Below are 24,425 nucleotides of genomic sequence, written 5' to 3' on the forward strand. Positions count from 1 at the left end.
CGGTGTCAAGCCCGCGGACCGTGTTTGTAGAGCGATATCGATACTCGAACGACGTCGAGTTCGACGCGGTTGTACCCCTCTTCGAGGCGCCCGCCTACCCTGCCTCCGCTGCCAGATGCATATCCGAGGCGCGGGGGGAACGGCATTTCGGCCGAGGTGCGGCACCTCACAGACTCGTACCTTCAGGCGACCAGGCCGGCCAACGAGCCACATCCGCGTCACGGCAGAAGGAGTTCTTGATGAACATCGACGAATACGCCGCCCTCGACGCGACCGCCCTCGCCGCGGTCATCGCCGCCGGGGAGGTCACCGCCGACGAAGTCGCCGCACTGGCCACCGAGGCCATCGCCGCTGTCGACAAGGAATTGAACGCCGTCGCCGAGGGACCGTTCGACCGCCCCCTCGACCATGCCGCCGACGGTCGGTTCGCCGGCGTTCCGTTCGCGATCAAGGACCTCGTCTGCCACGCGGCAGGGGTGCCGACACGCATGGGGACGCGCCTCCTGGGCGAGGGGTACGTGCCTCCTGCCGACACGCATCTGATGGAACGCTTCCGCGCAGCCGGCTTGGCGACGCTGGCCGTGACGACGACGCCGGAGCTGGGCTTCAACGGCAACTCCGAGGCGCTGGCCTACGGCTCGACGCGCAATCCGTGGAACACCGCCCACAGCGCCGGCGGGTCCAGCGGAGGCTCGGCCGCGCTCGTCGCCGCGGGGGCACTTCCGATGGCGCACGCCAACGACGGAGGCGGATCCATACGCGTGCCGGCCGCCTGCAACGGACTGGTCGGACTGAAGCCAGGCCGGGGCCGGGTGCCCTCCGGTCCGGACACGGCCGAGGGGCTCTACGGGATGGGCGTCGAGCTCGCGGTGACCCGGACGGTACGCGACACCGCGGCACTGCTCGACGAGGTGGCTGTGAGCTACCCGGGCGATCCGTTCGTCATCGCCCCGCCCGCGCGCCCGTGGGTCCAGGAGGTGGGTGCCGATCCGGGACGGCTGCGGATCGCCGTGCACACCGAATCCTGGGCGGGCAGCCATGTGGACCCGGAGGTGGCCCGGGCGGTCGATGCCGCCGCCAGGGTGCTCGAAGCGGCGGGGCACCACGTCGAAAGCCGGACGCCGAACATCGAGTGGGAGAGGCTCCTCCACACGAACGCCGTGCTCTGGTCGTCCTTCCTGGCCGAGTCCGTCGCCGGGATCGAGGCGCTGACCGGCGTGATGGCAGGCCCGGAGAATCTCGAACGCACCACGTGGGCATGCGTCGAGTACGGCCGCGGGGTCAGCGCGGTCGAACTCGGCACCGCCCTCACGGCGCTCAACACTGTCTCGCGCGAGGTCGGACGGTTCTTCACCGAGTACCACCTCCTGCTGACACCCACCATGAACACCCCCGCACCGCTGCTCGGCCACCTCGACGCCAACGCGGATCTCAGCGCGGGCGAGTGGGCCACGCGGATCTTCGACGTCTGCTCCTTCACCTCACTGTTCAACCAGACCGGCACCCCCGCGATCAGCCTGCCGGTCGCCCAGTCCACGCAGGGCCTGCCCATCGGCGTCCAGCTCGCCGGTCCGGTCTGTTCGGAGGCGACGCTGTTGCGGGTCGCCAGTCAGCTGGAGGAAGCGATGCCGTGGACGGACCGACGCCCCGCCGTCCACGCGACCACGTTCATGTCCCCCACCGCGTAGGCGCCCGATCGACGGCGCCGCATCGACGGAACGACGAATCAACCACAACGCAACGCCTCCACTCACATGAGGTGGCGACAAGGATCCCGACGTCCTGTCGGGCCGAGCGAAGGAAACCATGAGGAAGACGCCCGATCTGATCGTTGTCAACGCCGCCGTGTTCACAGCCGATCCGACGGGAACCACGGCCGAGGCATTCGCCGTCGTCGACGGCGAGTTCACCGCTGTCGGAAGCTCTGAGGAAGTCACGCGACTGGCCGGTCCGGAAACGACAGTCGTCGACGCGGACGGCCGGATGGTCATGCCGGGCATCTGCGACGTCCACACCCACCTCAGCCTGGGCGGGGCGTCGGTGGCATGGGACTTCCAGATCGCACCGCACTACGGACTCGACGAGATCTGCGGAGCGATCGAGGCGCGGGCGCAGGAGCTGGGGCCCGACGCGTGGATCGCCGGCGGGGTCATCGGTTCCACGACGATGGAGAAGCTCTCGAACGTCGACGCACTCGCCAGGCTCGACAGGGTATCCGCCGGACGCCCCGTGGTGCTCAAGGACGATACGCAGCACAACAGGTGGGTCAACAGTGCCGCGCTCAAGGCGATGGGGGTCATGGACGACTCACCGGATCCCGAGGGCGGTACGTACGTTCGCGACGAGGCGGGCCGTCTCACCGGCATCCTGTGGGAACAGGCGTCCCGCGTGGCGGAAGAGGCGTTCGCCGCCAGTATCGAGAACCCGGAGGCGCGCAACCGCGTCACCTTCACGACCGCCGCGAAGGTCTGCAACGAGGTCGGGATCACCACCGTCTGTGACGCCGCGACCATGGAGTCGGCACTGCGCACGCTCTCGACGCTGGAGGCCGAGGGCGAACTCACCCTCAGGGTCGTGACGTCCACGGTGGCGCGACCCCTGCTCGCGGAACCCGGAATCACCGGCAAGGAGCTGCTTGCGGTGTCCGAGCGGTTCGGTTCCGAACTGCTCCGCGTGGGATTCGTCAAGGTGTTCCTCGACGGCGTTCCCATGACCCGGACCGCCGCCATGCTGGACCCCTACCTGTCGGACGGGTGCTCTTCCCACGGACCGAGTTGCGGGGAATGCCTGTACGACCTGGGCGGGCTCGTCGACGAACTCGAGGAAGCGGTCTCCGCCGGGCGCGGGGTGAAGATCCACGCGGCGGGGGACGCGTCGACGAAGATGGCCCTGGACGCGATCGCGGTCATGCGCCAGAGGCACGGATCGGTGCCGGTCTTCCACATCGCGCACCCGCTGTTCATCGACGCGTCCGACGTGCGGAGGTTCGGCGAGCTGGGCGTTGTTGCGGACGCGTCGCCCTACCTGTGGTATCCGAGCATCATCCAGGACAGCTTGGCGGCCTGTGTGTCGGCCAAGGCCCTCGATAGGTCCTTGCCGCTCGCGGACCTCCTGGGCTCCGGGGCAAACGTCTCGGCCGGCTCCGACTGGCCCGCCGGGGCTCCCATGCCGCACCCCTGGACCGGGATCGAGACGATGGTCACCCGAGAAGCGCCGGGAGGAAGCGAAGAGGCAATCAACCCCGCGCAGCGGCTCACTCTCCAGGAGGCGCTGATCAGCTTCACCCGACGCCCGGCCGAGGCGATGGGGCTCGGTGAGCGCGTCGGCAGCATCGAGGCAGGCAAGTCCGCGGACTTCCTCGTCCTCTCGCAGAACCTGTTCGATGTCGACGTCCGTCGGATCCACGAGACGAACGTGGTGGTGACCTATCTGCGCGGCTCGCGGGTCTACGACGCGAACTCGTGATCGTTCCCGGACCGCCCGATTCCGTGCGCCCGAGCGGTCCGCACCGGCTGTGCGGCGACCGGAACCCCGGGACCGGCGAGACGCCGGAGCCGCGACGCCTTGCCGCGGGGCCATCGGTCCCACGCTCCACCCGCTCCGGCCGGCGAACCTGCCGACCGGAGCGGAGGCCGGCCGTCGGGCACTCGGCTGACACCTTGTCAGGTCGGGGGAGTCCGTGGCCGCGCGTGCGGCCACGGTGACGCCGGCGGTGGACCGCTGCTCGGCGGCGGCGCCGAGTCGACGTGAACGCGGGGCACCCGAAGGCTGACGCGGGTCACGATCTCGTAGTTGACGGTGCCGGCGGCCCGGGCCCAGTCGTCGGCGGTCGGGCCGCCGTCGTCGCCCGTGCCGGAGAGCACGGCCTCGTGGCCCCCGAGCGCTGCGACGTCGGTATCGGGCCCGAGGTACACGACCGTGTGGTCCATGGCGACGCGCCCGGCCGCGCGGTACGTCGTGCCCGCGATCCGCACCGGGCCGCCGTGGGAGGCGCGCGGGACGCCATCCGCGTATCCGAGGGGATGAGCCCGTGCACGCTCTCCCCGGGCGTCCGGTAGGTTAGCCCGTAGTTCGCGCCCTGCCCCGCGGGCCCGCGCTTGCAGTGGGAGACAGGCACGCGGGGCGGAGACCGAGGCCGGACGGGGACCGGTCCGGGAACGGCGAGAGGCATCATCGGCGGCCTCGACTCCGCACACGTACGCGTCGTCCACGACCTCACGGCCGGCCGCCGCGACGGAGCGCTGTTCACCGACGACATCCGCTGCCCCGTCCACGTCGCCGATCTCGCCGCCGCCCTGCTGGACCTCGCCGCCTCCGACGCGCACGGCGTGCACCCCCTCGCGGGCGCCGACGCCGTCACCCGGCACGAACTCGGCCTCCTCATCGCCCAACGCGACGGGCGCGACCCCTCCCGACTGGCCCCAGCCCTGCGGGCCGACACGGCACTTCCCGGAGCCCTCGAGGTCCTCCTCGACAGCCGCGCCACCCAACGCAAGCTCCGCACCACGCTCCGCGGCGCCCACGACTTCCTCGCCGCAAGCGCCTGAGCGCCGACCGCCGCGTCGCCGTGGCTCGAAAGCAGCGCCTGGCGGCCCGGCGCGACCACATCCCGCTCAACCTGCTTACAGGCCGCGCGGACAGGCCCGGGTTGAAGGGTTCGTTTGGGTCTGGCCGTGGTCCGAGAGATCGCTACTCGCTGTGATATTGCGGGTGTTGGAATGGTCACTGCTGGTGGGCTCGGGGCCGTGGTGCGGTTCTGTTCAGTGTGCTGGGCATTGTGGGTCGGGCCGGGGTTGGTCGAGGTGTGCGTAGAAGTACGTGTCTTGTTACCGGAGTTTGTTTTGGCGTGGGGAGGGGCGTGTTGGCTGGGGCGAGGGCGGTTACCGTGTCGGTCATGTCGGATGGTCTTCAAAGTGGCGGTCGGGGCCGTGAGCCCGCCGTGGCAGGTGGGCAGTTGAGCGATCCGGGGTGGCTGGTGAACGCCGACCCCGGGCAGGTCCTGGCGGCGCTGGACGGCGCGACGGGGCGGGACTTGATGCTGGCGGCGGTATACCGGGCGTCAGCGCATGTGCACTGGGATGTCAGTGCGGAGGTGCGACGGCAGGTGCTTGCGTTGGACGCGGCCCGCTACGGGGACCACGTGCTGTCGGCACGGATCACCGCCGTACCGGTGGCCGGTGCGGCGGCCGCACGGTGGGGGCTGGAGTGGGCTACTGGCAGCATGGTCGATCACCGTCTCCGGCACACCCTGTCCGGCCACACCGGCGGGGTGTGTGCGGTGGCGACGGGCGTGGTGGAGGGCCGCCCGGTCGCCGTCACCGGCAGCGCCGATACAACGGCTCGGGTCTGGGATCTTGCCACCGGCCGGCCCCTCGGCGAAATCCTCACCGGCCACACCGGCCCGGTCGAGGCGGTGGCGACGGCGGTGGTGGAAAGCCGTCCGGTCGCTGTCACCGGCAGCGCCGACAAGTCGGTCCGGGTGTGGGACCTGACCACCGGACAGCCCATCAGCAAGCCCCTCACTGGCCACACCGGCCCGGTGTACGCGGCGGCAACGGGAGTGGTGGAGGGTCGCCCGGTCGCCGTCACTGGTAGCGCCGACGAGACGGTGCGGGTGTGGGATCTTGCCACTGGCCGGCCTGTGGGTGAACCCCTGATCGGCCACACCGACGCGGTGTGTGCGGTGGCGATAGGCATGGTGGGGGACCGTCCAGTCGCCGTCACTGGTAGCGCCGACGAGACGGTGCGGGTGTGGGATCTTGCCACTGGCCGGCCTGTGGGTGAACCCCTGTCCGGCCACACCGACGCGGTGTGTGCGGTGGCAACGGGGACGGTGGGGGACCGTCCAGTCGCTGTCACTGGTAGCGCCGACGAGACGGTGCGGGTGTGGGACCTTGCCACTGGCCGGCCTGTAGGTGAACCACTCACCGGCCGTACCCGCCCGGTACGGGCGGTGGCGATAGGTGTGGTGGGGGACCGTCCGGTCGCCGTTTCCGGTAGCGCCGACGAGACGGTGCGGGTGTGGGACCTGACCACCGGACAGCCCATCAGCAAGCCCCTCACTGGCCACACCGGCCCGGTATACGCGGCGGCAACGGGAATGGTGGAGGGTCACCCGGTCGCCGTCACCGGAAGCTGGGACAAGACGGTGCGGGTGTGGGACCTTGCCACCGGACAGCCCATCAGCGAACCCCTCACTGGCCACACCGGCCCGGTGTACGCGGCGGCAACGGGAGTGGTGGAGGGTCGCCCGGTTGCCGTCACCGGAAGCTGGGATGAGACGGTGCGGGTGTGGGATCTTGCCACCGGCCAACCCGTCGGCGCCCCCATCCCCGGCCACACCAGTGAGGTGTGGGCGGTGGCGACGACCATGGTGGAAGGCCGCCCGGTTGCCGTCACCGGCAGCCGGGATGAGACGGTGCGGGTGTGGGATCTCGCCACCGGCCGACCCGTCGGTGAGCCTCTCGTCGGCCACACCGACTGGGTTGGGGCGGTGGCGACGACCGTGGTGGAGGGCCGCCCGGTTGCCGTCACCGGCAGCTGGGATGAGACGGTGCGGGTGTGGGACCTTGTGACCGGCCGGCCCGTCGGTGAGCCTCTCACTGGCCACACCGATCTGGTCGTGGCGGTGGCGACCGGGGTGGTGGAAGGCTGCCCGGTCGCGGTCACCGGCAGCTGGGATGAGACGGTGCGGGTGTGGGACCTTGTGACCGGCCGGCCCGTCGGCGAGCCTCTCACCGGCCACACCGACCTGGTACGGGCGGTGGCGACGACCGTGGTGGAAGGCCGTCCAGTTGCTGTCACCAGCAGCGATGATGGGATGGTACGGGTGTGGGACCTGGCCACTGGCCGGCCCGTGGGCGAGCCCATCACTGGCCACGCCGACCGGGTGCTGGCGGTGGCGACGGGCGTGGTGGAGAGCCGCTTGGTCGCCGTCACCGGTAGCGACAACAAGACGGTGCGGGTGTGGGACCTTGCTACCGGCCAGCAGGTCGGACCGGAATTGGTGTTTCCCGCAGCGGTGCACGCCGTGGCTGTCACCTCGGATGGCCGACTGGTGGTGGGGTTCGGCTGGGAGGTGGCAGTCCTGGCCCCCTCCTGACCAGCCCCCACACACGACATACCCCTGGGCACCTGCCACGCGGATGCCGAAGCCCGGGGGCGTGTCTGCATCAGCTGTTCAAAGGCGGTGGGGGGGTCGGGTGTGTCAGCGGTGCGTGGTCCACACCCGGCGGATAAGGCTGCGGACGGTGAGGATCGCATCGGCAAGGTCGAAGAGCGCGTCAATGACCTTTGCACGACGCTCGTGGCAGCGGGCGAGGCGGTGGAAAGCGTTCTGCCAGGCATGAGTGCGTTCCACATGCCACCGCCCGCCGGCCTGGATCGGCGCCTTCCCACCTTTGCGGGCGATCTGCCCGTGCAGGCGACGTTCGCCGAGCAGGGTGCGAGTGCCGGCACTGTCGTAGCCGGCGTCAAGGTGCACGGTGACCTCCTCGGGCAGCGGTCCGAGGGCGGTCAGCAGGTCCAAGGTCGGGGCGAGCAGGGGTGAGTCGTGGTGGTTAGCCCCGGCCAGGATACGGCCGAGAGGGATGCCGTATCCGTCCACCAGGCCGGAGCGTTTCAGCCCTTGCTTGCCCCGGTCGACCGGCGAGCGCCCCGCGACCTCACCACCCCCGGGTACCTTGGTGATGCATCCGTCGACGGCGATCTCGTCCAGAACCAGCCCGACCATCCGGTCGTACGCCTCCAGCGCGAGCTGTTTCAGCCGGGCGAACGCACCCAACCGGATCCACTCATCCCGGCGGGCCCGGATCGTCGTGGCCGAACAGGTCGCATCAGCTATCACCTGGTAGGAGCAGCCGAACCGCAGGAGTTGCAGCAGCTTGACGAAGACGACCCGGTCACCGACACGGCGCCGGTGACAGCCCAGCGGATGCCCCGGATCGAAGACCGGCCGCTTCGGCAGCAACGTCGCGAACTGCTCCCACAACGGCTCACTCAGCCACGGCCAGGCGAGCCATGCCCCACCCGCTATCACGCACCACCTCGTTAGTACTGCAAACGGTGTTTTGCGTGACGGTTGGGCAGGTCGCTCTTGGGCGTTGGTATGGGTGGGGACCTTGCTGATGCGCGGGTGTGGGCGGGCGAACTGAATGCAGTGCATGAGCGGTTCGTGCACCGGTTCGCCAGAGCGGAGCCGCGTGATTCGGCACTGGCGTATATGCGGGGACTGATCGCTCCGCTGGAGCGGAAGAACGGCTGGACACTGGCGGAACAGGCCGGTCATGCCGGGCCGGACCGCATCCAACGACTGTTGAACCGGACCGACTGGGATGCCGACGAGGTCCTGGACGATCTGCGCGACTACGTCGTTGAGTACCTCGGCGACCCCGAGGCCGTGCTCATGGTGGACGACACCGGCTTCCTGAAGAAAGGAACCCGATCGGCGGGCGTCCAGCGCCAGTACTCGGGCACCGTGGGGGCCTGTAAATGAATAACTGTCAGGTCTCCTCTTCGGGAGGGCCTGGCGACGGGCGACAGGCGGGCTCGCAGTTGCTCCAGAGTCCGAGCTGGTGATCCGGGCAACGGGGTGACGGAGATTCGGTGGAGGTCCAGAAGTCGATGGCCGTCCTGGAACTGGTTGGAGAGGTTGGTTCGAGTGACTCCCAGCAACTGGGCCAGGAGCGTGCTGGTGACGGCATTACGGCGGCGCAACACGGCTGCCAGCAGCCGATGGAAGTGGTCCAAGCTGCTGGTTTGCGGGTGGAGGTAGCTGCGTGGGCGATGGAAGCGTCGCCTGAAGGCCGCCTCGGCCAGGGCGTCCCAGTACGGTTCCGAGACCGCCACCAACTGTTCGAAGGCAGATCGTGACATGCCTGTCAGGGCCGGATCGGTGAGCATCGTGGTCAGGGCAGGATCGATCGGCCGCTTGGTCGGCGCCGCCTCGAGAAGCCTGGGCGGGGTGGGCGCCAGGGTGTAGTTCCAGTCGCCGTGAAACGTACCGGGTGTGATCGGTAAAGCGCGGAACTCGGCGGGCGTGACGGTGGTGCCCAGACGGTAGCTGCCCGTGTCGAGCTCGGCGCCGATACTCAGTCCACCCGCGGTGGTCGTGGCGGCGATGGTCTCGATGACGACCTGATAGCTGGTCAACGGCCGGCCTCGCCAGTTGGCGGTGATGTGGCAGAACATTCGGTGCTCGATCTCGTTCCACTTCGAATTGCCCGGCGGAAAGTGACAGACCGTGATCTCCAGCCCGCTCTCTCTCGCGAAGGAGTGCAGGTGTTTCTTCCACGTCCAGCGGCGGGGATCGTTGGAGCCGCCGGCATTCGCGGTGATCAGCAGCCGCGCGGCATCCGGGTGGTCGTGGCGGCCGCGTCGCTGCCACCAGCGGCGTATGGACTCCACCGCAAACTCGGCGGTGTCGTGATCGGTTCCGACGTTGCCCCAGCCTGTGTTGGTGGCGATGTCGTAGATCCCGCAGGGGATGGCCACCGGCTGGTCGCTGGTGGTGAACATGTGACAGTTCACCTTGATCGGGTTCTTGCTCGGCCGCCAAGTGCGCCCGGGCGGCCGCGGTTGCCGAGCCACTCCTTGGCTCTGGTATCGGCGCTGATCACCGGTTGGTCGGCCTCGAGGAAGGCGGTGGCGGTAGCGTTCAGGTGAGCGAACTGGGCATCGCGGTCCGGATGGCGGGCGCCTTCGGTGGTCTTGGCGGTGCCCTGGAGGCTGAAGCCCAAGCGTGCAGCAGGCGTCCGACGGTCGCGGCACTGACCGGATGGCCTTGCCTGGTCAGGGTCGAGGCCAGTGTGCGCAGCGACAATGTGGTCCAGCGTAGTGGGGAGACCGGATCACTGCGGGAGTGCGGCTCGATCAGTGACTCCAGTGCCGGAAGCAGACCGGGGTCGGTGACCGTCAGCGGCTTCCGACCGGCCCCTGGCGCCCGGATCCGTCGGACCGACGCCGGATGCCTGGTTAGTTCGGCCATGCCGGGCGAGATGGTGGCGGTGCTGGTTCCCGACGCGGAGGCCACCAGGGTGATCCCGCCGTGGCCGAGTGCGACGGCCTCGCTGGCCAGGTAGAGCCTACGGCGGCGCTCGTCCAAGTGCGGCAGGATCAGATCGAACTTGGCCCGAAGGCCAGCAGCGGAAGCGTTGGAGAGCAGAGGGCAAGTCATACTCCAGCCTGACACCGATACTTGCCCATCGAGCAGTTATTGAAATACAGCTCCCCGAGGTGCCGGTGGGCCCACCCCGGCCGAGGTGGTGCCCTTCTTGACGAACCCGGTGTCGTCGGTGATCAGCACACCATCGGGGCCAAGGCACTCGCCGACGTAGACGCGGACGTCGTCGCGCAGGGCGTCCGCGTCCCAGGCGCTGCTGTTCAACAGCCGCTGGAAACCGTCCGGAGTGCGGTGCCCCGCCCATTCCGCGAGCTGCCAGCCGTTCTTGCGTGTCGCCCGTCCCAGCAGGCCGCGGGCACAGTCCCGCATCCGCCAGCGCAGATCCGCCCTAGCGAACCGGCCCGCCACCCGGGCGAACACTGAATCCAACTCGGCAGTCCAGCAAAGGACTTCAGTCATTCCCTCCATGCCAGCACAACGACAACCACCAGCTCAGGACACGAACCGCTGCTGGAGTATTGGACCGTGTCCTACATCGTCATTTTGAGGAGCCGTTTGTAGCAGCAGTGGGCGGCGGCAAGTCCGAGAAAGGCCAGGTAGTTTTCTGGTTTGCGCTCGTAGCGGTGGCTGAGGCGGTGGTATCCGGTCAGCCAGGACGTTGGGTCGGCCGCGCGGTGAGGTGTTCGCCGCAGGCAAGTCCTGTTCCGCGCGGCCTCCCGCCGAACCGGACATGACGGTTTCCCTGTCATCCGGCTCTCCAGCGATTACGGCGTGAGTGATCTGGCTGGCTGTTCCGAGGGGATGCGGTCGTGGCAGATGTCGCTGGCCACGACCGCTTTGCGACGCCGTTGGAGCATGACGCGCGCTCAGTCGGAAGGCTGCCATCCGGCATGTGCGAGGTCGGCGAGTTCTGCCGCTCGCTGCCGGTGGAGGGGAATCCCACCGAACCGTGCCACCAGTGGTTTCCTGTTCCTCCGCTCGATACGGGCCTCGAAGCAGACTCGGTGCCCGCTGGGTGTGTCGATTCTGGCCTTGTGTTTTGCTGCCATCTTCGACACCGACGAACGGTGCTTGGCCACTGGGGCCTTGAGCGTGGAGGTTTCCATGACCCATTGCAGCCGGTGCAGCCGGAAGACATCTCCGGCGAGCAGGTAGTACTGGACAACACCCCGGTAAACGGTCCCGAAGGTCGCCACGATCGCGTGTTCGCTGCTGTGATCAGGGCCGACTTCTTCGCGGGTCCTCCGCGGGCGAGGCAGGGGCCGCGCTTGGCTTTGATCACGTCCCGTGGGACACGGAGAGCGATCTGACCGTTGACCCGGCGGTAACGGCCGGTCTTCTTCGTGCCGTTGTGCTGGGTCGTGATCTCGTAGCCGAGAAACCTCGCTGCCCCGGTGCGGGCATGAGTGACCAGCGTCTTTGCCTGGGACAGTTCCAGCCTGAGTTCGTCACACAGACCGCTCGGCAGACTGACCATCCGCTGACGCAACACACGGGCCTGGGCCCGGTCGCCGCGCCGGCGGGCTTTCGCCAGCAGATTCTGCACCTCCAGACAGTCCGGGTTCCTGGCCCGGCGCTTCCCTCGGGTGTACTCCGGAAATCAGAGCTGTCTCGACAATCTCGTCCAGTTTGTGCAGATGGTTGTTGGACAGGACCGGGGAGGCCACTCCGCCTCGCGGCGCTCCGGAGAGCGTGGCACCCCGGATCAGCGGATCAGCTCGGCGGGTTTGGTGGCCTTGCCCAGCAGCCATTCCAGCGGTCCGCGCCGGAAGCGGCGGGACCAGAGCGTGGCAAGGACGGTCACGGCCACGATGAAGCCCAGCAGCACGTGCAGCGGGGATCCGGGCAACTCCTCGATGCCGAGGGCGCGGATGCCGACAATGTGGAAAACGTATGCCGTCAGCGACATCGAACCGACGGCGATGACCGGGCGGGCGAGACGATGGAAGCGCGGGAAGGCGTCTACGGCAGCGAGGCAGCCGGTCAGGATCGCGATCGCGACACCGGTATTTGCGAGGATCGACAGGGTGGTCTCGCTGTGGGGAGAGGCAACAAGTAGATCGGCTGTGGTGTTGCCACTGGGATAACCCCAGCTGTCGGACCACCAGGCCGACGCGGCCGACCCACCATTGCTCGAGTCGGACCGGCCGAGGGCCGTCAGCGCGCCGGGGACCAGGTGCAGGGCCAGGAACGAACCGCCGTACCCAAGGACGGCCAGACCGACACCGGCGAGCGCGAGTCGTATGCGCACGGCGGTGGCGGTGAGGTCGAGGCGGGCCACGGCCATGCCGGCGATGACGAAGGGGAGCCAGGTCAGAGCCGGGTAGGTGCCGGCGATAAGCAGGGAGAAGAGGCCGTCGGCGTTCGTCGGCCAGGTCCAAATGCCTCCCACCTCGGCGTCGATGAAGGCGTACTGGCCGATATACAGGATCTGCGGCAGGACCAGGGCGCCGGCCATGGCGATGATCGCCAGGGGGCGGGCGGCAAGCCGGCGCAGGGGCAGGACGAGCAGGAAGTACAGGCCGTAGTAGGCGAGGATTACCTGCACCGGGGTACCGCTCATGGTGAGCGCGGTGCCAAGGACCAGCAGCACCAGGGCCCTGATGACCACCTTAGCGACCGCCTGGCGGCCTGCACGGCCCGTCTTCGGGGTGCGGCGGCCGGTGATGAGCATGATCGAGAAACCGGCCAGGAAGGCGAAGAGCGCGGAGGCGCGGCCGTGCGTCAACTCCATGAGGTGGCCGGTGACACCGCCCTCGGCGGGATCCGGGCCGACATGTGCGGCGTACATGCCGAAGACAGCGAGGCCCCGGGCAAGGTCCACCCCGATCAGGCGTCCGGTCGGGGAGCGTACGGTCTCTGGTGCCGTGGCCGGCGGCGCGAGCGACGTCTGGTCTGCGTTCTGGGTCATGATTCCAGACTTGAGAAAGGCCCGGGCTCGGGGTATCCGGCAGGTGTCCGGTCCGCCCCCGCCGCCGGGCGGCCGCGCTCCCCCCGTACGGTTGGGCCGTACCCCCCAAAGGGCGGGTGCGGCTTACGCGGCCGCTTCACAGGGCGCTTTTGGTTCTACGGTCGCCATGGTGACAATCGACACCACAGACGACATGGACGACTACAACAGGGCGGAACGCACGTGATCCGGGTGATGGTGGTCGACGACGAGGCCTTGGTGCGGTCCGGTTTCCGCCTCATCTTGAACGCAGCCGAAGACATCGAGGTCGTCGCCACCACTGCTGGTGCCGAGGCGGTCGATGTCGCGCGGCGGGAGACGCCGGCCGTCGTGCTTCTCGACATCCGCATGCCGGACGTGGACGGCCTGACCGTGCTGGGGCGGCTGCGCGCGCTGCCGGAGCCTCCGGTGGTGGCGATGCTGACAACGTTCGACGCCGACGAGTACGTCTTGACCGCGCTGCGTTCCGGTGCGGCAGGCTTCCTGCTGAAGGATACCGAGCCGGATCAACTCGCCCACTCGGTAAGGACGCTGGCGGTGGGCGGGGTGGTGATGTCACCGAAGGCATCCCGGGCGGTCTGGCAGAGCCACCCGGGGGCCGCAGGGGCCGACCAGGAGGAGGCCTGCCGCGTCGGACGGCTCAGTGACCGGGAGAGCGAGGTGCTCGTGCTGGTCGCACAGGGGTTGTCCAACGCGGAGATCGGCGGCCGGATCCACCTCAGCGCGGGCACGGTGAAGGACCACGTCAGCGCGATCCTCGCCAAGTTGCGGGTGACCAGCCGGGTCCAGGCGGCGCTGCTCGCCCAGCGGGCCGGCCTGCTCGACGACGACACTCGCCACCGCCCGGGGCCGGGTCGATGACCGCGCCGAAGCCCTGGTGGGCACGCGTCCCCGCCCCAGTCGTCGACGTCGTCGTCGTTGCCGTCGCGGCCGCAGACGTGCTGCTCAGCCTGGAGGCCGCGTCCGCCGCCGCTCAGTCCATGGCCGCGCTCGCCTGCGCCGCAATCGCAGTCCGCCGCCGATTCCCACTCACGGTGTTCCTGCTCACGCTGCCCGCCAGCCTGATGCGGGACATTGTGTTCGCCCCCTTCGCGGCCCTGTTCACACTGGCTGAGCGCTCCCGCAACCGCAGCCTGCTCACCACATGCGCGGTACTGTTCGCGCTCGCCTCCGCTGCCCCCTGGCCTCTGGAAGACGTCTCCGCACACGAACACACCTGGACCGTCGTTTACTTCTTCTACCCTCTCGCCACCGCCGTCGCGCCCGTCTTGCTGGGCCAACTCGTCCAGGCCCGAAGGGACTTGGCACTCCGGCTCGTCGAGATAGAGGGGGCCCGCGAACACGAACGCCTCCTGCACTCCCAAGCCGTCCTCGCCCGCGAACGCGCCCAGCTCGCCCGCGAGATGCACGACGTCGTTTCCCACCAGGTCAGTCTGATCGCCGTCCAGGCGGGCGCACTCCAAGTCGCCACCAGGGATCCGGACGCCAAGGAAGGCGCCCGCACCATCCGCTCCCTCAGCGTCGACACCCTGGACGAACTGCGCCACATGGTCACCCTGTTGCGTGCCTCGGGCGGCCACGCCACCGAGCTGACCCCCCAGCCAACCCTGGCCGACCTGCACAAGCTGATCACGACGAGCGGCATCGAAACCGAACTGACCGGTGAGCTTCCCCATGACATTGGCACGCCCGTGCAGCGCGCGATCTACCGCACGGTCCAGGAAGCGCTCACCAACGTCCGCAAGCACGCACCCGGCGCCACCGCGACCGTATGCCTCCGCCACGAGCCCGGCGCCTTCGTCGTCACCGTTACGAACACACCCCCCACCCGTCCCGCCCTTCCCCTCCCCGGCTCCCACCAGGGCCTGATCGGTCTCAGAGAACGAGCCGAACTCCTGGGCGGCACCCTCGAAGCGGGCACGACCACGAACGACGGGTACAGGGTGGCCCTACGCGTCCCGCCGAACGGAGATGCCTGATGGGCTGGACCTACTCGTCACCCGAAAACCGCTCCTACCTGCAGAAACGCAGGAGGCGGACGGCTTCCCGCTGCTCCTGCGGCTGCGAACGTTCGCACGACCTGCAGGCCCCCACCGGGGCCTCCGCCTGCTGATCCGGCCGCCCTCACACGGGGCGCGAGAGGCCACTGGCCGACTCAGCCGACGACCGGCAACGAGATGAGCCCGAAAGAACGATCCCTGCCCAAACGGGGCTGGCCATCATGGATCACCACTCTGACCTGCGGTGCCGTGCTTCTGGGCCCCTTCCACGCCCCGGGCCTGATCAACCCTGCTGGGCCAGCCGGGGTGGCGCCAACCCCAGGATTGGCCCGCCGGACGCCGCCGAGTCGATCTGGCCGATCTCAGAGGGTGCTCTCCATCTCCCACCGTTGGTGGTAGAGGGCTGCCAGTTCGGCAGCGGGGCCTGGTCCGGTTCGCAGACGGTGGTGATGAGCCGGCAGTCCGTGCCGTCGCCTCCGTCGAGGGTGTACTGAATCACCCGACCGGGGCCGGGTCACGGTGGGCACGGTCATCGGCGGCGCGATCCGGGACAGGAGGCCTTGACTCGGAATCTTGGACACGGGCCATGTCGCCCAGCCGGCCAGGCGGCGTGAAGCGAGGTCGATGACGGTGGCCAAATACAGGAACTTCCATGGAACTCGGCACGGGCACGATGTCCCTCTACCGGCATGTGACGTCCAAGACCAACCTGGTGCCCCTGCGTGGCGTTGATCCTCGTCAGCGGCCCGGAGGCGGAGCATCGGTCGAGTACCGCCGCGAAGCATGAAGCCAAAGCCTCGATCCACGCACAGAACCCGCTGTATGAACCCGAGGCGTGCCCTCGGCCCGCCCGCGCGATACGCGCGGGCGCCGACCCCTGGGAACTCGACGCCTTGTTCACCTCAGGTCTCGCCGGTGTCCTGGACGGCATCGCAGCCGATCGCGCGCGGCGGAGCATCGATGTCTCATCTCAAGATCCCGGGCAGAGTCAGGCTCAGCGGCCAGCAGCGAGGGCGAGTGACGCGACGGCCAGGGCCAGGTAGGTGCCGGGGAAGGCAATGTTGTGGAAGACCCGGGCGCGAACGTGCGCGGCCATGGCACCCACGTAGAAGAGGACGAGGCCCGTCGCTGCGGCGAGGCCGAGGACCCGGAAACCCACGAGACCGGCCAGGAGCCCTGCCGCCCCGGCGGCCTTGAGCGTGGCGAGCCGCGGGAGCCAGGTCCGCGGGAGGTTCACTTCGGCGGAGTTGGCCAGGACGAATTCGGCCTTCGCGAAGTCCGCGGCGGCGATCGCGGCGTTGGCCGCGATGGTCGCGGCGGTGACGATCACATAGGCGATGAACATGAGGCTCCTTCGTACTGTAACGAGTCGTGCGTGGCGGCGATCCGCTCTCCGCATCCCTGGTCATCCAGGCTCGCCGGGGATCCCCGCTTGCGTCCAATACCAGCTTCTATAACCTGATGGAATGGATGTGGACAACCGGCTCCTGCGCTCGTTCCTCGCCGTGGCGCAGGAGGGAAGCCTGACCCGGGCCGCGGAGCGGCTGTTCGTCTCCCAGCCGGCTCTGACCAAGCAGATCCGGCAGTTGGAGAGCCGGCTGAGCGTGCCCTTGTTCGAACGGTCCAGGGCCGGCATGGCGCTCACGGCGGGGGGCCGGGCCCTGGCGGCGCGGGCGCCCGGACTGCTCGCCGATTGGGACGCGACGCTGCGGGAGACGAGGAGTGCGGCGAGCCGGGCCGAGCGGATGCTGCGTGTCGGCTTCCTGGCCAGTGCCGCCAACGAGGCCACCCCGCGCATCGTCGCCGAGTTCACCCGCACCCGACCGGGCTGGCGGGTCGACATGCGGCAAGCCACCTGGTCGAACCCGACGGCCGGCCTCACCACCGGGGACGTCGACGTCGCTCTGCTGCGGCTGCCCTTCCCCGGCCAGGAGCACATGCGGGTGGCGACCCTGCTCACCGAGCCCCGCTGGGTCGCGCTGCCCTCGGCACACCCGCTTGCCGCGAGCGACGTGATCCCCTTCCGGGAATTGTGGGACGAGCCGTTCGTGGCGGCCCCGGCGGAGACGGGCCAGTGGCGCAATTACTGGCTCGCCGCCGACGAGCGCGACGGGCACCCGATCCGCATCGGAGCCGTCGCCGACCAGCCCGACGACTGGCTCAGCGCGATCGCCAACGGCTACGGCGTCGCCCTCTGCCCTGCCTCCTCCGCCCGCTTCTACGCCCGGCCCGGCATCACCTACCGCCCCGTCAGCGGCGTCAGCCCCAGCCGGCTCGCGGTGGCGTGGTCCCCCACCGACGACAGCAATCCGGTCATCCAGAACTTCGTCCGCTGCTGCCTGGACAGCGGATCCGAGCCGAATCCCGGCACCTGACCATCAAGCGCCGCCACCTCGGCCAGGAGAGCTGGACCTGGCCGACTGCGTGAACGCTGTCCTCGCCCGGCGGTTCAACCGGCCCGCGCTGCCGACCTCCGACCGGCACCACCTTCCGGAGCTTCGACGTAGAGCCGACCGTGCCCGGCAGGGCCACGGTCCCGGCAGTCGCGGTCACGAACGTCACGATGAGCGCCACGCACCGCCGGCGTGGGCTGGTCAGCCGGATGATGTCCAGGCGACAGAGGACCAGTTGTGCGACAACGCGTGGCGTTGATCGCGCCCATGACTGCGGTTCGACGATCTGGGCTCCGAGGGCGGCGACGCGCCGGTCCTGGAAGCGGAGGTTGGAGCGGGCCGCCTTGAGTCGCTCGGGTCGATCCGCCTCCACGTCGCCGACGTAGGTCAGGGCAACGCCCTGGACGTAGGAGGCGAACATGAACATGTAGCGGAAGGCGTCGGCGGGGTCGAGGCCGAGTCCGTCGAATGCGGAGAAGGTGCTCTCGCTGTCGGCGGCGAGTGCCCGGCTGGAGTGCGTACGGCAGTGAAATGGGGCGTGCCGGATTCGTCCGCCGGGACGCGGTTCTCCGTGCCCTCCGCGCTGCTCGCCTCCATCGCATCCTCCGCCTTTCGCGCGCGGTAGGCCCGCGTCCGGCAGGTGGGGGACAGAAACTCGCGGCCGACCCCGCTCCGCATGTTCCAGACCCTTCCCGCAGGCCGCGCAGACCATCTCCTCCGGCATCACCACCCTCTTTTTCGTCACACCTTGCATACGTGACGAAATTCAAACGCGCCGATGAGATGGGTGGGGCGACGGGCGGTACAACGCATTCGAAATGCATTTGTCACCAGCGGCACCCCCATGCGTATGCTGCATACCGGTGACGCGTACTAAGTACGCCCATGGTGACGTAAGTGATTCCGACCCTTCCGTCACAGCCGTCGGCCAAGGGAGCACGAGTGAGGGACATGACACAAGGGAGCAAGAGAGCCAATACCCGGCAGTGGATCGGACTCGCATGCCACTCGCGCTGCGGCCGAGCCCCGCCTTCCTGCGTCGTGTGACAGAACACCGACATCTCCACGTCCATAATTCCTTCAGCTCGTCAGGAGAAGCAGTGCGCCCCATGACCAGGGAAGAGGTTCGCGGCGCGTTCGTGAACCGGGACCCCGCCGAAAAAAAGAGCGTCCGACTTCCCGTCTGGTTCGACGACGTCCGGTGGCATCGGATCGAATACCTCGGGTGGCGGGATCTGCGTGCTCCAAAGCTCGCCTACCTCGTCACCGAAGCCGACGGCCAGGCGTTGGGCATGCTGCTGCGGCAGGCGCCGAATGAAGCCGCACTCGGATCGCGCGCAGTGATGTGCGACCTGTGCCGGTCCTCCCGCCGGTTCAACGAGGTTTCGCTGTTCACCGCTCGACGCCCATCACGCGACAAACGCGAACGCCTGAACGCCCTCGGCCTTCTCCTGTGCACCGATCTCGACTGTGCGGTCAGGGTGAACGCCAAGCCGATCCGACAAGGATTCGACCTCCCTGTCGACGACCACATCGAGGCACGCCGCGAAGGCTTGCGTTCACGCACGATCGCCTTCATTCGTTCGGTGTCCGACACCGAACGAACCACGCGACACAGAAGGTGATAAATGCTCGGCAGCGCGAGCAACGTTGCCATCGGCGAACATGATGTCGTCGCTCGCTCTTCGAGCGGGGTGACGCACCCGTACTCGGGGTGTCTGCGGAGTCGGCTGCGGTTGTGCTCGATCTCGATGTAACGGAAGACATCTGCCCGGGCGGCCTCGCGGGTCTCCCAGGGGCACTGTCACGTTGGCTGACCGGATGAGGTGATCTTCTGATTGGTCGTGCTGGGAGGTGTCGTCCGTGGACAGCACGCCGCCGTCGTAGAAGGGGCACCGGTACCCGGTGGAGATCATCTCCCACTGTGTGTGGCTGTACTTCCGTTTCCCGCTGTCGTTCCGCGAGGTCGAGGAGTTGATGCTTGAGCGCGGCGTGCTCGTCTCCCACGAGACGGTCCGCCGCTGGTGTACGAAGTTCGGGCAGGCCTGCGCCGCCGGCGTGTGCAGCCGGGCGACAAGTGGCACCTGGACGAGGTCTTCGTGATCTGCGGTGAGCTGAAGTACCTGTGGCGGGCCGTCGACGCCGATGGCAACGTGCTCGACATTCTCGTGCAGAGCCGCCGGGACAAGGCTGCTGCCCGGTGCTTCTTCTGCACGCTGCTGACGAAAACAAGCGCGGTGGCGCGAGTGATTGTCACGGACAGGCTCCGCTCCTACGGCGCGGCCCACCGCGAGGTCATGCCCTCGGTCGAGCACCGGTCCCACAAGGGCCTGAACAACCGGGCCGAGAACAGCCACCAGCCCACCCGCCAGCGCGAACGCGCGATGAAAGGCTTCCGCAGCGTGGGCGCCGCGCAGCGGTTCCTGGCCGCATTCAGCGGCATCTCACCCCCATTTCCGACCCCACCGCCTCCTGGCGACCGGTACCCAACACCGTGCCGAAATGGCCGTCCGCTTCACCATCTGGGAGCAGATCACCGGCGTCACCGGCCGACCTGCCACGGCCTGAGCCCAGGGCCGGCACCCGGCCCCACCACACCTCGGCACACCGTCAGGCACCCACGCACCCAACAGCCTGACAACGCCCGGTCAAGTCCAAGCCAACGGCGCCACCGGCTTCACCCGCCCCGGACCTGGACACCCACGGCCCTCGGCGGTCAACCGTGACATTCCCGGAGGCCGACATCAGGGGTACGACGTGCGACGACACAACGACCCCACCAGCACCTCCCGCAGCACCGGCACGCCAGGACAGGGCCTGACCCGCGAGCTCACCGCGGCCGTCCCGGGCATCGAGCACAGCTGCTCCGCCACGCGCGCCGCCGTAGAACTCCCGTGCCAACGCGATCGCAGGGCGAGGCGGCTTCACACTCCGGGTGCGGGTCGCACGGTGATCCCGTTCCGCTCGAGCAACGCCGCCGTCACCCCGTCTCCCGGCACGAGCCTCCCGGCAAACAACCCGTCGTACACTGCACCACGTCCGCACGAGGGGCTGCGCGGCATCAGCAGTGCCTCGGTGCAGCCTCCGTTCTGCGCCGCCGCGAGGGCGCGTTCTGCTCCGTCCATGAACTGTGCTGTCACGTCGCGCCCGGTGTCCTCGACGACCCGTGCTGTCCCGTCGAGCACGTCGTGCCCGTCGCCGCCCACCAGCTCCGCAGGCCGCCGCGGTGTCATGAGCCCGCCCGCGACCTCCGGGCAGAAGGAGACAACGTCGCGACCGGCAACTGCCTCATCGATCTCTGGCGAAGCCTTGTGACGTCCGTCGAATCGGCACGGCACTCCGCGCAGGCACGCGCTGACCAGGATTGCTTCCATGCCGCCAGGCTAGCAGCGGCGGCATGCTGGTGCGGTTGTCGGTGCTTTGCTGGACATCAGGTACACGACCACCCTGTTGAGTCTGCCACCGACTGGATGAAGAGTGGGGCCAAGGTTTCTCAAGAAGCCGCAACGCCGGATCAAAGTGGACGCGGAATCCGGCCGAAAGCAGTGCGCCTGGAGATGGGCATGGACTGGCTGACTGTTCGTTTCAGAATGAGGTTCTGAGTCGTCTCAAGCAGATGATGCTGCAGGCGAGTTGGAGGAGTCCCAGATGGAGTTCGGCTCGTATCTCGTACCGGCTCCGGATCCGGAGCCGTTTGAACTGGTGGAGCCATGCGAGGTCCGCTCGACGCCCCAGTGGGTCCTGCCCAGGCCGGAACCATGGGCTGTGCCCTTGCGGGCGATCTTCGGTGCGATGCCGCGGGCCCGGATGAGGCGGCGGTACTTGTCGTAGTCGTAGCCGCGGTCGGCGAACAGCCGGCCCGGCCGGTGCCTCGGCCTCCCGCGCGTCCCGCGGATGCGGGGTATCGCGTCGAGCAGCGGCATCAGCTGAGTAACGTCGTGCCGGTTTCCGCCGGTCAACGAGACGGCCAAGGGGGTGCCGTGCCGGTCGGTGATCAGGTGGTGCTTGCTGCCCGGACGTGCGCGGTAGACCGGCGAAGGTCCGGTGTGAGCCCCCCTTGAGGGCCCGGACATGAGAGCCGTCGACTGCCGTGTCATTCATGTCCAACAGTCCCGCGGCCCGCAGCTCGGCCAGCAATACCTCGTGCAGCTGCGGCCAGACACCGGCCTCGGTCCAGTCCCGCGGCCGACGCCAGGCCGTCACACCGCTGCAGCCGACCTGTTCCGCCGGAACATCCCGCCAGCTCACGCTCTTGCACAGCACGTGAACGATGCCCCGCAACGCAGCCCGGTCATCCGCCGGCCGCCCGGGATACCGATGCCACCGAGGCGGACGAACAGGCAACAGCGGGACCACACGTTCCCACAGGCCATCGGGCACAAGATCAGCAGACACTCAACAAATCTTGCCGACACACCATCCAACTGCCAAACCCCACAACAAACTTCATTCTGAAACGATCAGTTGTAGACCCAGCTTGTGGACATATTGAGCATCGTGGCGACCTCAGAAGTGTTCACAAGGAGGGGCTCGACTCTGCGACGCCTGCCCGACGAGTTGATACCGGGGCGGGTCTCGTCGGAGTGTGACTGCGGTTCCACGGGCAAGATGGCTCCTTGACGCTCGCCCTGTGTCACCACCAGGAGTCACCGGACGAGCTGGAACCATGGTTATGAGAATCGCCGATCTGGCTGACCGGCGATCCGCGGCTGTGTTGCCGCGTTGCTTCGGTCCCTCGGATTCTGTTGAACCATTGAGGCCTCCTCTTTTGAAGGGGGGCGTAAAGGTGCCTGGGCCGGCTGACCCAAGGCGGTGCGGAGCCCGGATCCCTGGTGACCGCCCTCGCTCCTGCCCTCGGTGAAGACCGCCGGAGTGACGGTGATCACGGACACCCTTCGGAGGCTGCTGCGTAGGCTTGTGTAGTCGTCACGGTGAGGTCCAAGAGGGCGGGCGAAGCTCTCCCACGAGGGCTGACGGTGCGTCAGGAAAGTCGGCAATTGGTCAGCATCAGTCCTCAAAAACCTGGTGAAAGCTGACCTAACATGCGACTCGTTGTAGGGTAGGGAAAATGCCCTTGACCTGCAAAAACGCAGGCAGGGAGCCTAGCTCCAGGAGTACCTCGATGCTGCGCACGATGTTCAAGTCCAAGATCCACCGAGCCACGGTGACCCAGGCCGATCTGCACTACGTCGGCTCCGTCACCATCGACGCCGCGTTGATGGAGGCAGCGGATCTGCTGCCCGGCGAGCTGGTGCACATCGTCGACATCGACAACGGCGCCCGTCTGGAGACATACGTCATCGAGGGCGAGCGCGGCTCCGGTGTCATCGGCATCAACGGCGCTGCCGCCCACCTCGTCCACCCCGGTGACCTGGTCATCCTGATCAGTTACGCCCAGGTCGACGACGCCGGGGCGCGCGGTCTGAAGCCGCGCGTCGTGCACGTCGACGCCGACAACCGGATCATCGAAGTCGGAGCCGACGCCTCGGCACCCGTACCCGGCACCGACACCGAGCGGAGCCCGCACGCCGTGCCGGCGGCGCGCTGATCCGTTCCGGCCACCGCAGGGAGCATCGTCATGGCAGAACAGAGCGAACGCATCGAGCTCGACATCCGCGACGACCGGGCGAGCGGGAACCTGCTCGCGTACGAGAGCGGCAAGGCCGCCGGAGTCATCGCGTATTTCGTGATGGACGGTGACCCCGCCGCGCTCGTCGCCGTGCACACGGTCGTCGAGCCCGGCCACGAGGGCAAGGGCGTCGCGGGCGCCCTCGTCCAGGAGTTCTACGCCATGGCGGCCCGGGAAGGTGTGCCCGTGGTGCCGCTCTGCCCGTACGCGGCGAAGTGGGCGCTTCGCCACCCCGACCAGGCCCCCGAGGCCCCGGCCGGGCTGGTGGAACAGGCGAAGACGCAGCTCAAGGCCCGTCCCGAGCTGTACTGACCGGCGTCGGCCATATTGGCTACGGCGGCCACGTCGGCCATGTTGGCTACGGCGGTCATGTTGGCCACGTCGGCCATGTCGGCCGGGGCTGTACCGTCGGCAGATGACGCTCGCGCTGCTGCACACCTCCCCGGTCCACATACCGGTCTTCGACGCACTCCGGGATGCCCGCCATCCCGGACTCGCGCTGCACCACCTGGTGCACGAGGACCTGCTCGCCAGGGCCAGGGAGTCGGGCCCCGAGGCGGTGGCGGCTGATGTCCGGGCGCTGCTCGCGGGCGCCGTCGCGGACGGCGCCCGCGCCGTGCTCTGCACCTGTTCGACGATCGGCGCCGTCGCCGAAGGGGAGTCGGCGACGCTCGGTGTTCCGGTGCTGCGCGTCGACCGTCCGATGGCGGCCGCCGCCGCGGCACGGGACCGCGTGGTGGTGCTGGCGTCGATCACCGGCACGCTGGCACCCACCCTCGCGCTGCTCGCCGAAGAGGCGGGGGAGCGGGCCGTCGAAGTGCGTACGGTCGTGGTGGACGGTGCCTGGGCGCGCTTCGAGGCCGGCGACCGGGACGGCTTTCTGGACCTCGTCGCGGCCGCGGCCGATGCGGTCACGGACTGTGATGTGATCGTGCTGGCTCAGGCGTCCATGGCCGGCGCGGTCACCCGTACGGTCACCCGCATCCCGGTGCTCTCCAGCCCCGGGCCGGGTCTCGACGCGGCAGCCGCCGTTCTGCTCTGACCTCAGTACGCCCGCCCGCCCCGGCCGGTCATCCGGAACTCGCACGCCCGGACTCGCCGAGCGCGGGCAGCCGCTCCGGGAGACGGTGGAGGCAGATCCACCCGAACCGTTCGGAGGCCCCCGATGACGAATCCGTACCCCGACCCGGTGCCGCCGGCGCCAACCCCCGGACCGATGCCCGGGCCGCCGTCGCCGCTGCCGCAGCCGCCTCCTCCGCCACCCGGTCCCGTCCCGCCCGTGGTCACCCGCCCTGCTGGGGTGCGGGTTCCGGGGCCGGGCTCACGCGATGGG

18 protein-coding genes and 7 pseudogenes are annotated in these 24,425 nt (G+C 68.7%); 15 read left to right on the plus strand and 10 right to left on the minus strand.

Annotated features, from left to right (window positions below):
* Positions 1-239 precede the first annotated feature (239 nt).
* Both AADR41_RS02090 and AADR41_RS02095 read left to right on the plus strand, forming a co-directional pair.
* Positions 240-1,688 carry an amidase gene (locus tag AADR41_RS02090; RefSeq protein WP_342279636.1) on the plus strand — a complete coding sequence of 483 codons (1,449 nt, stop codon included), beginning with the start codon at positions 240-242 and terminating at the stop codon, positions 1,686-1,688.
* A gap of 118 nt (positions 1,689-1,806) precedes the next feature.
* Positions 1,807-3,465 carry an amidohydrolase gene (locus AADR41_RS02095; protein ID WP_342279637.1) on the plus strand — a complete coding sequence of 553 codons (1,659 nt, stop codon included), beginning with the start codon at positions 1,807-1,809 and terminating at the stop codon, positions 3,463-3,465.
* Positions 3,466-3,662: 197 nt separating this feature from the next.
* Here AADR41_RS02095 and AADR41_RS02100 read toward each other — a convergent pair whose 3' ends face one another.
* Positions 3,663-3,974 carry an alanine racemase C-terminal domain-containing protein gene (locus AADR41_RS02100; protein ID WP_342279638.1) on the minus strand — a complete coding sequence of 104 codons (312 nt, stop codon included), beginning with the start codon at positions 3,972-3,974 and terminating at the stop codon, positions 3,663-3,665.
* Positions 3,975-4,169: 195 nt separating this feature from the next.
* Between AADR41_RS02100 and AADR41_RS02105 the strand changes: the two are divergent.
* A pseudogene (locus tag AADR41_RS02105) lies at positions 4,170-4,547 on the plus strand (sugar nucleotide-binding protein); the annotation flags it as partial.
* Positions 4,548-4,765: 218 nt separating this feature from the next.
* On the plus strand, positions 4,766-7,102 hold the full coding sequence (locus tag AADR41_RS02110) for a WD40 repeat domain-containing protein (RefSeq protein ID WP_342279639.1): 2,337 nt from the start codon (positions 4,766-4,768) through the stop codon (positions 7,100-7,102).
* Between the two features lie 105 nt (positions 7,103-7,207).
* Here AADR41_RS02110 and AADR41_RS02115 read toward each other — a convergent pair whose 3' ends face one another.
* On the minus strand, positions 7,208-8,035 hold the full coding sequence (locus tag AADR41_RS02115) for an IS5 family transposase (protein ID WP_342279655.1): 828 nt from the start codon (positions 8,033-8,035) through the stop codon (positions 7,208-7,210).
* A gap of 72 nt (positions 8,036-8,107) precedes the next feature.
* On the opposite strand from AADR41_RS02115, the pseudogene AADR41_RS02120 reads away from it, so the two are divergent.
* Positions 8,108-8,482 (plus strand): annotated as a pseudogene (locus AADR41_RS02120) (transposase); the annotation flags it as partial.
* 482 nt (positions 8,483-8,964) lie between these two features.
* On the opposite strand, the pseudogene AADR41_RS02125 reads toward AADR41_RS02120, so the two are convergent.
* From AADR41_RS02125 to AADR41_RS02145, 5 genes and pseudogenes are all read right to left on the minus strand, one after another.
* A pseudogene (locus AADR41_RS02125) lies at positions 8,965-10,174 on the minus strand (ISAzo13 family transposase); the annotation flags it as partial.
* Between the two features lie 69 nt (positions 10,175-10,243).
* Positions 10,244-10,579: pseudogene (locus AADR41_RS02130) on the minus strand (transposase); the annotation flags it as partial.
* Positions 10,580-10,650: 71 nt separating this feature from the next.
* Positions 10,651-10,776: pseudogene (locus AADR41_RS02135) on the minus strand (IS5/IS1182 family transposase); the annotation flags it as partial.
* A gap of 210 nt (positions 10,777-10,986) precedes the next feature.
* Positions 10,987-11,379: a group II intron reverse transcriptase/maturase gene (locus tag AADR41_RS02140; protein WP_342279656.1), complete on the minus strand. Its 393-nt coding sequence runs from the start codon at positions 11,377-11,379 to the stop codon at positions 10,987-10,989.
* Positions 11,380-11,825: 446 nt separating this feature from the next.
* A complete protein-coding gene (locus AADR41_RS02145) occupies positions 11,826-13,031 on the minus strand; it encodes a DUF418 domain-containing protein (RefSeq protein WP_342279640.1) in 1,206 nt (401 codons plus the stop codon).
* A gap of 234 nt (positions 13,032-13,265) precedes the next feature.
* On the opposite strand from AADR41_RS02145, the gene AADR41_RS02150 reads away from it, so the two are divergent.
* The 3 genes from AADR41_RS02150 to AADR41_RS02160 all read left to right on the plus strand — a co-directional run bounded on the left by AADR41_RS02150 (position 13,266) and on the right by AADR41_RS02160 (position 15,857).
* The gene (locus AADR41_RS02150; RefSeq protein WP_342279641.1) at positions 13,266-13,931 is read left to right on the plus strand and encodes a response regulator transcription factor; all 666 of its coding nucleotides are present in this window, start codon (positions 13,266-13,268) and stop codon (positions 13,929-13,931) included.
* The gene (locus AADR41_RS02155; protein ID WP_342279642.1) at positions 13,928-15,049 is read left to right on the plus strand and encodes a sensor histidine kinase; all 1,122 of its coding nucleotides are present in this window, start codon (positions 13,928-13,930) and stop codon (positions 15,047-15,049) included. Before AADR41_RS02150 ends, AADR41_RS02155 begins: the two co-directional genes overlap by 4 nt.
* Before the next feature lie 673 nt (positions 15,050-15,722).
* Complete coding sequence (locus AADR41_RS02160; RefSeq protein WP_342279643.1) at positions 15,723-15,857, plus strand: hypothetical protein; 135 nt, start codon at positions 15,723-15,725, stop codon at positions 15,855-15,857.
* Positions 15,858-16,064: 207 nt separating this feature from the next.
* Here the strand turns inward: AADR41_RS02160 and AADR41_RS02165 are convergent, their stop codons facing one another.
* Entirely contained in the window at positions 16,065-16,415 is a 351-nt protein-coding gene (locus AADR41_RS02165; protein ID WP_342279644.1) for a DoxX family protein, read from the minus strand.
* Between the two features lie 121 nt (positions 16,416-16,536).
* On the opposite strand from AADR41_RS02165, the gene AADR41_RS02170 reads away from it, so the two are divergent.
* From AADR41_RS02170 to AADR41_RS02185, 4 genes and pseudogenes are all read left to right on the plus strand, one after another.
* Positions 16,537-17,445, plus strand: a complete 909-nt coding sequence (locus tag AADR41_RS02170) for a LysR family transcriptional regulator (RefSeq protein ID WP_342279645.1) — start codon at positions 16,537-16,539, stop codon at positions 17,443-17,445.
* A 56-nt stretch (positions 17,446-17,501) separates the two neighbouring features.
* Positions 17,502-17,849 (plus strand): GNAT family N-acetyltransferase, encoded by a 348-nt coding sequence (locus AADR41_RS42780; RefSeq protein ID WP_446750971.1) that lies wholly within the window; start codon positions 17,502-17,504, stop codon positions 17,847-17,849.
* Between the two features lie 723 nt (positions 17,850-18,572).
* Positions 18,573-19,088: an FBP domain-containing protein gene (locus AADR41_RS02180; protein ID WP_342279646.1), complete on the plus strand. Its 516-nt coding sequence runs from the start codon at positions 18,573-18,575 to the stop codon at positions 19,086-19,088.
* Positions 19,089-19,368: 280 nt separating this feature from the next.
* A pseudogene (locus AADR41_RS02185) lies at positions 19,369-20,031 on the plus strand (IS6 family transposase).
* Between the two features lie 356 nt (positions 20,032-20,387).
* On the opposite strand, the gene AADR41_RS02190 reads toward AADR41_RS02185, so the two are convergent.
* Together AADR41_RS02190 and AADR41_RS02195 are read right to left on the minus strand one after the other, a co-directional pair.
* On the minus strand, positions 20,388-20,837 hold the full coding sequence (locus AADR41_RS02190) for a DUF523 domain-containing protein (protein WP_342279647.1): 450 nt from the start codon (positions 20,835-20,837) through the stop codon (positions 20,388-20,390).
* 211 nt (positions 20,838-21,048) lie between these two features.
* Positions 21,049-21,858: pseudogene (locus tag AADR41_RS02195) on the minus strand (IS5 family transposase).
* Between the two features lie 727 nt (positions 21,859-22,585).
* On the opposite strand from AADR41_RS02195, the gene panD reads away from it, so the two are divergent.
* From panD to AADR41_RS02210, 3 genes are all read left to right on the plus strand, one after another.
* Positions 22,586-23,011, plus strand: a complete 426-nt coding sequence (gene panD, locus AADR41_RS02200) for an aspartate 1-decarboxylase (protein ID WP_342279648.1) — start codon at positions 22,586-22,588, stop codon at positions 23,009-23,011.
* 30 nt (positions 23,012-23,041) lie between these two features.
* A complete protein-coding gene (locus AADR41_RS02205) occupies positions 23,042-23,404 on the plus strand; it encodes a GNAT family N-acetyltransferase (RefSeq protein ID WP_342279649.1) in 363 nt (120 codons plus the stop codon).
* Between the two features lie 103 nt (positions 23,405-23,507).
* Positions 23,508-24,134 carry an aspartate/glutamate racemase family protein gene (locus AADR41_RS02210; RefSeq protein ID WP_342279650.1) on the plus strand — a complete coding sequence of 209 codons (627 nt, stop codon included), beginning with the start codon at positions 23,508-23,510 and terminating at the stop codon, positions 24,132-24,134.
* The last annotated feature ends 291 nt before the right edge of the window (positions 24,135-24,425 follow it).

The sequence above is a fragment of the Streptomyces sp. CLV115 genome, assembly GCF_038448545.1.
Lineage (GTDB): Bacteria > Actinomycetota > Actinomycetes > Streptomycetales > Streptomycetaceae > Streptomyces > Streptomyces sanglieri.

Coding starts and splice junctions, on each gene's coding strand:
- AADR41_RS02090 (WP_342279636.1), top strand. CDS start 240: ATGAACATCGACGAATACGCCGCCCTCGACGCGACCGCCCTCGCCGCG.
- AADR41_RS02095 (WP_342279637.1), top strand. CDS start 1,807: ATGAGGAAGACGCCCGATCTGATCGTTGTCAACGCCGCCGTGTTCACA.
- AADR41_RS02145 (WP_342279640.1), bottom strand. CDS start 13,031: ATGACCCAGAACGCAGACCAGACGTCGCTCGCGCCGCCGGCCACGGCA.
- AADR41_RS02150 (WP_342279641.1), top strand. CDS start 13,266: ATGGTGGTCGACGACGAGGCCTTGGTGCGGTCCGGTTTCCGCCTCATC.
- AADR41_RS02155 (WP_342279642.1), top strand. CDS start 13,928: ATGACCGCGCCGAAGCCCTGGTGGGCACGCGTCCCCGCCCCAGTCGTC.
- AADR41_RS02160 (WP_342279643.1), top strand. CDS start 15,723: ATGGAACTCGGCACGGGCACGATGTCCCTCTACCGGCATGTGACGTCC.
- AADR41_RS02165 (WP_342279644.1), bottom strand. CDS start 16,415: ATGTTCATCGCCTATGTGATCGTCACCGCCGCGACCATCGCGGCCAAC.
- AADR41_RS02170 (WP_342279645.1), top strand. CDS start 16,537: ATGGATGTGGACAACCGGCTCCTGCGCTCGTTCCTCGCCGTGGCGCAG.
- AADR41_RS02180 (WP_342279646.1), top strand. CDS start 18,573: ATGACCAGGGAAGAGGTTCGCGGCGCGTTCGTGAACCGGGACCCCGCC.
- AADR41_RS02190 (WP_342279647.1), bottom strand. CDS start 20,837: ATGGAAGCAATCCTGGTCAGCGCGTGCCTGCGCGGAGTGCCGTGCCGA.
- panD (WP_342279648.1), top strand. CDS start 22,586: ATGCTGCGCACGATGTTCAAGTCCAAGATCCACCGAGCCACGGTGACC.
- AADR41_RS02205 (WP_342279649.1), top strand. CDS start 23,042: ATGGCAGAACAGAGCGAACGCATCGAGCTCGACATCCGCGACGACCGG.
- AADR41_RS02210 (WP_342279650.1), top strand. CDS start 23,508: ATGACGCTCGCGCTGCTGCACACCTCCCCGGTCCACATACCGGTCTTC.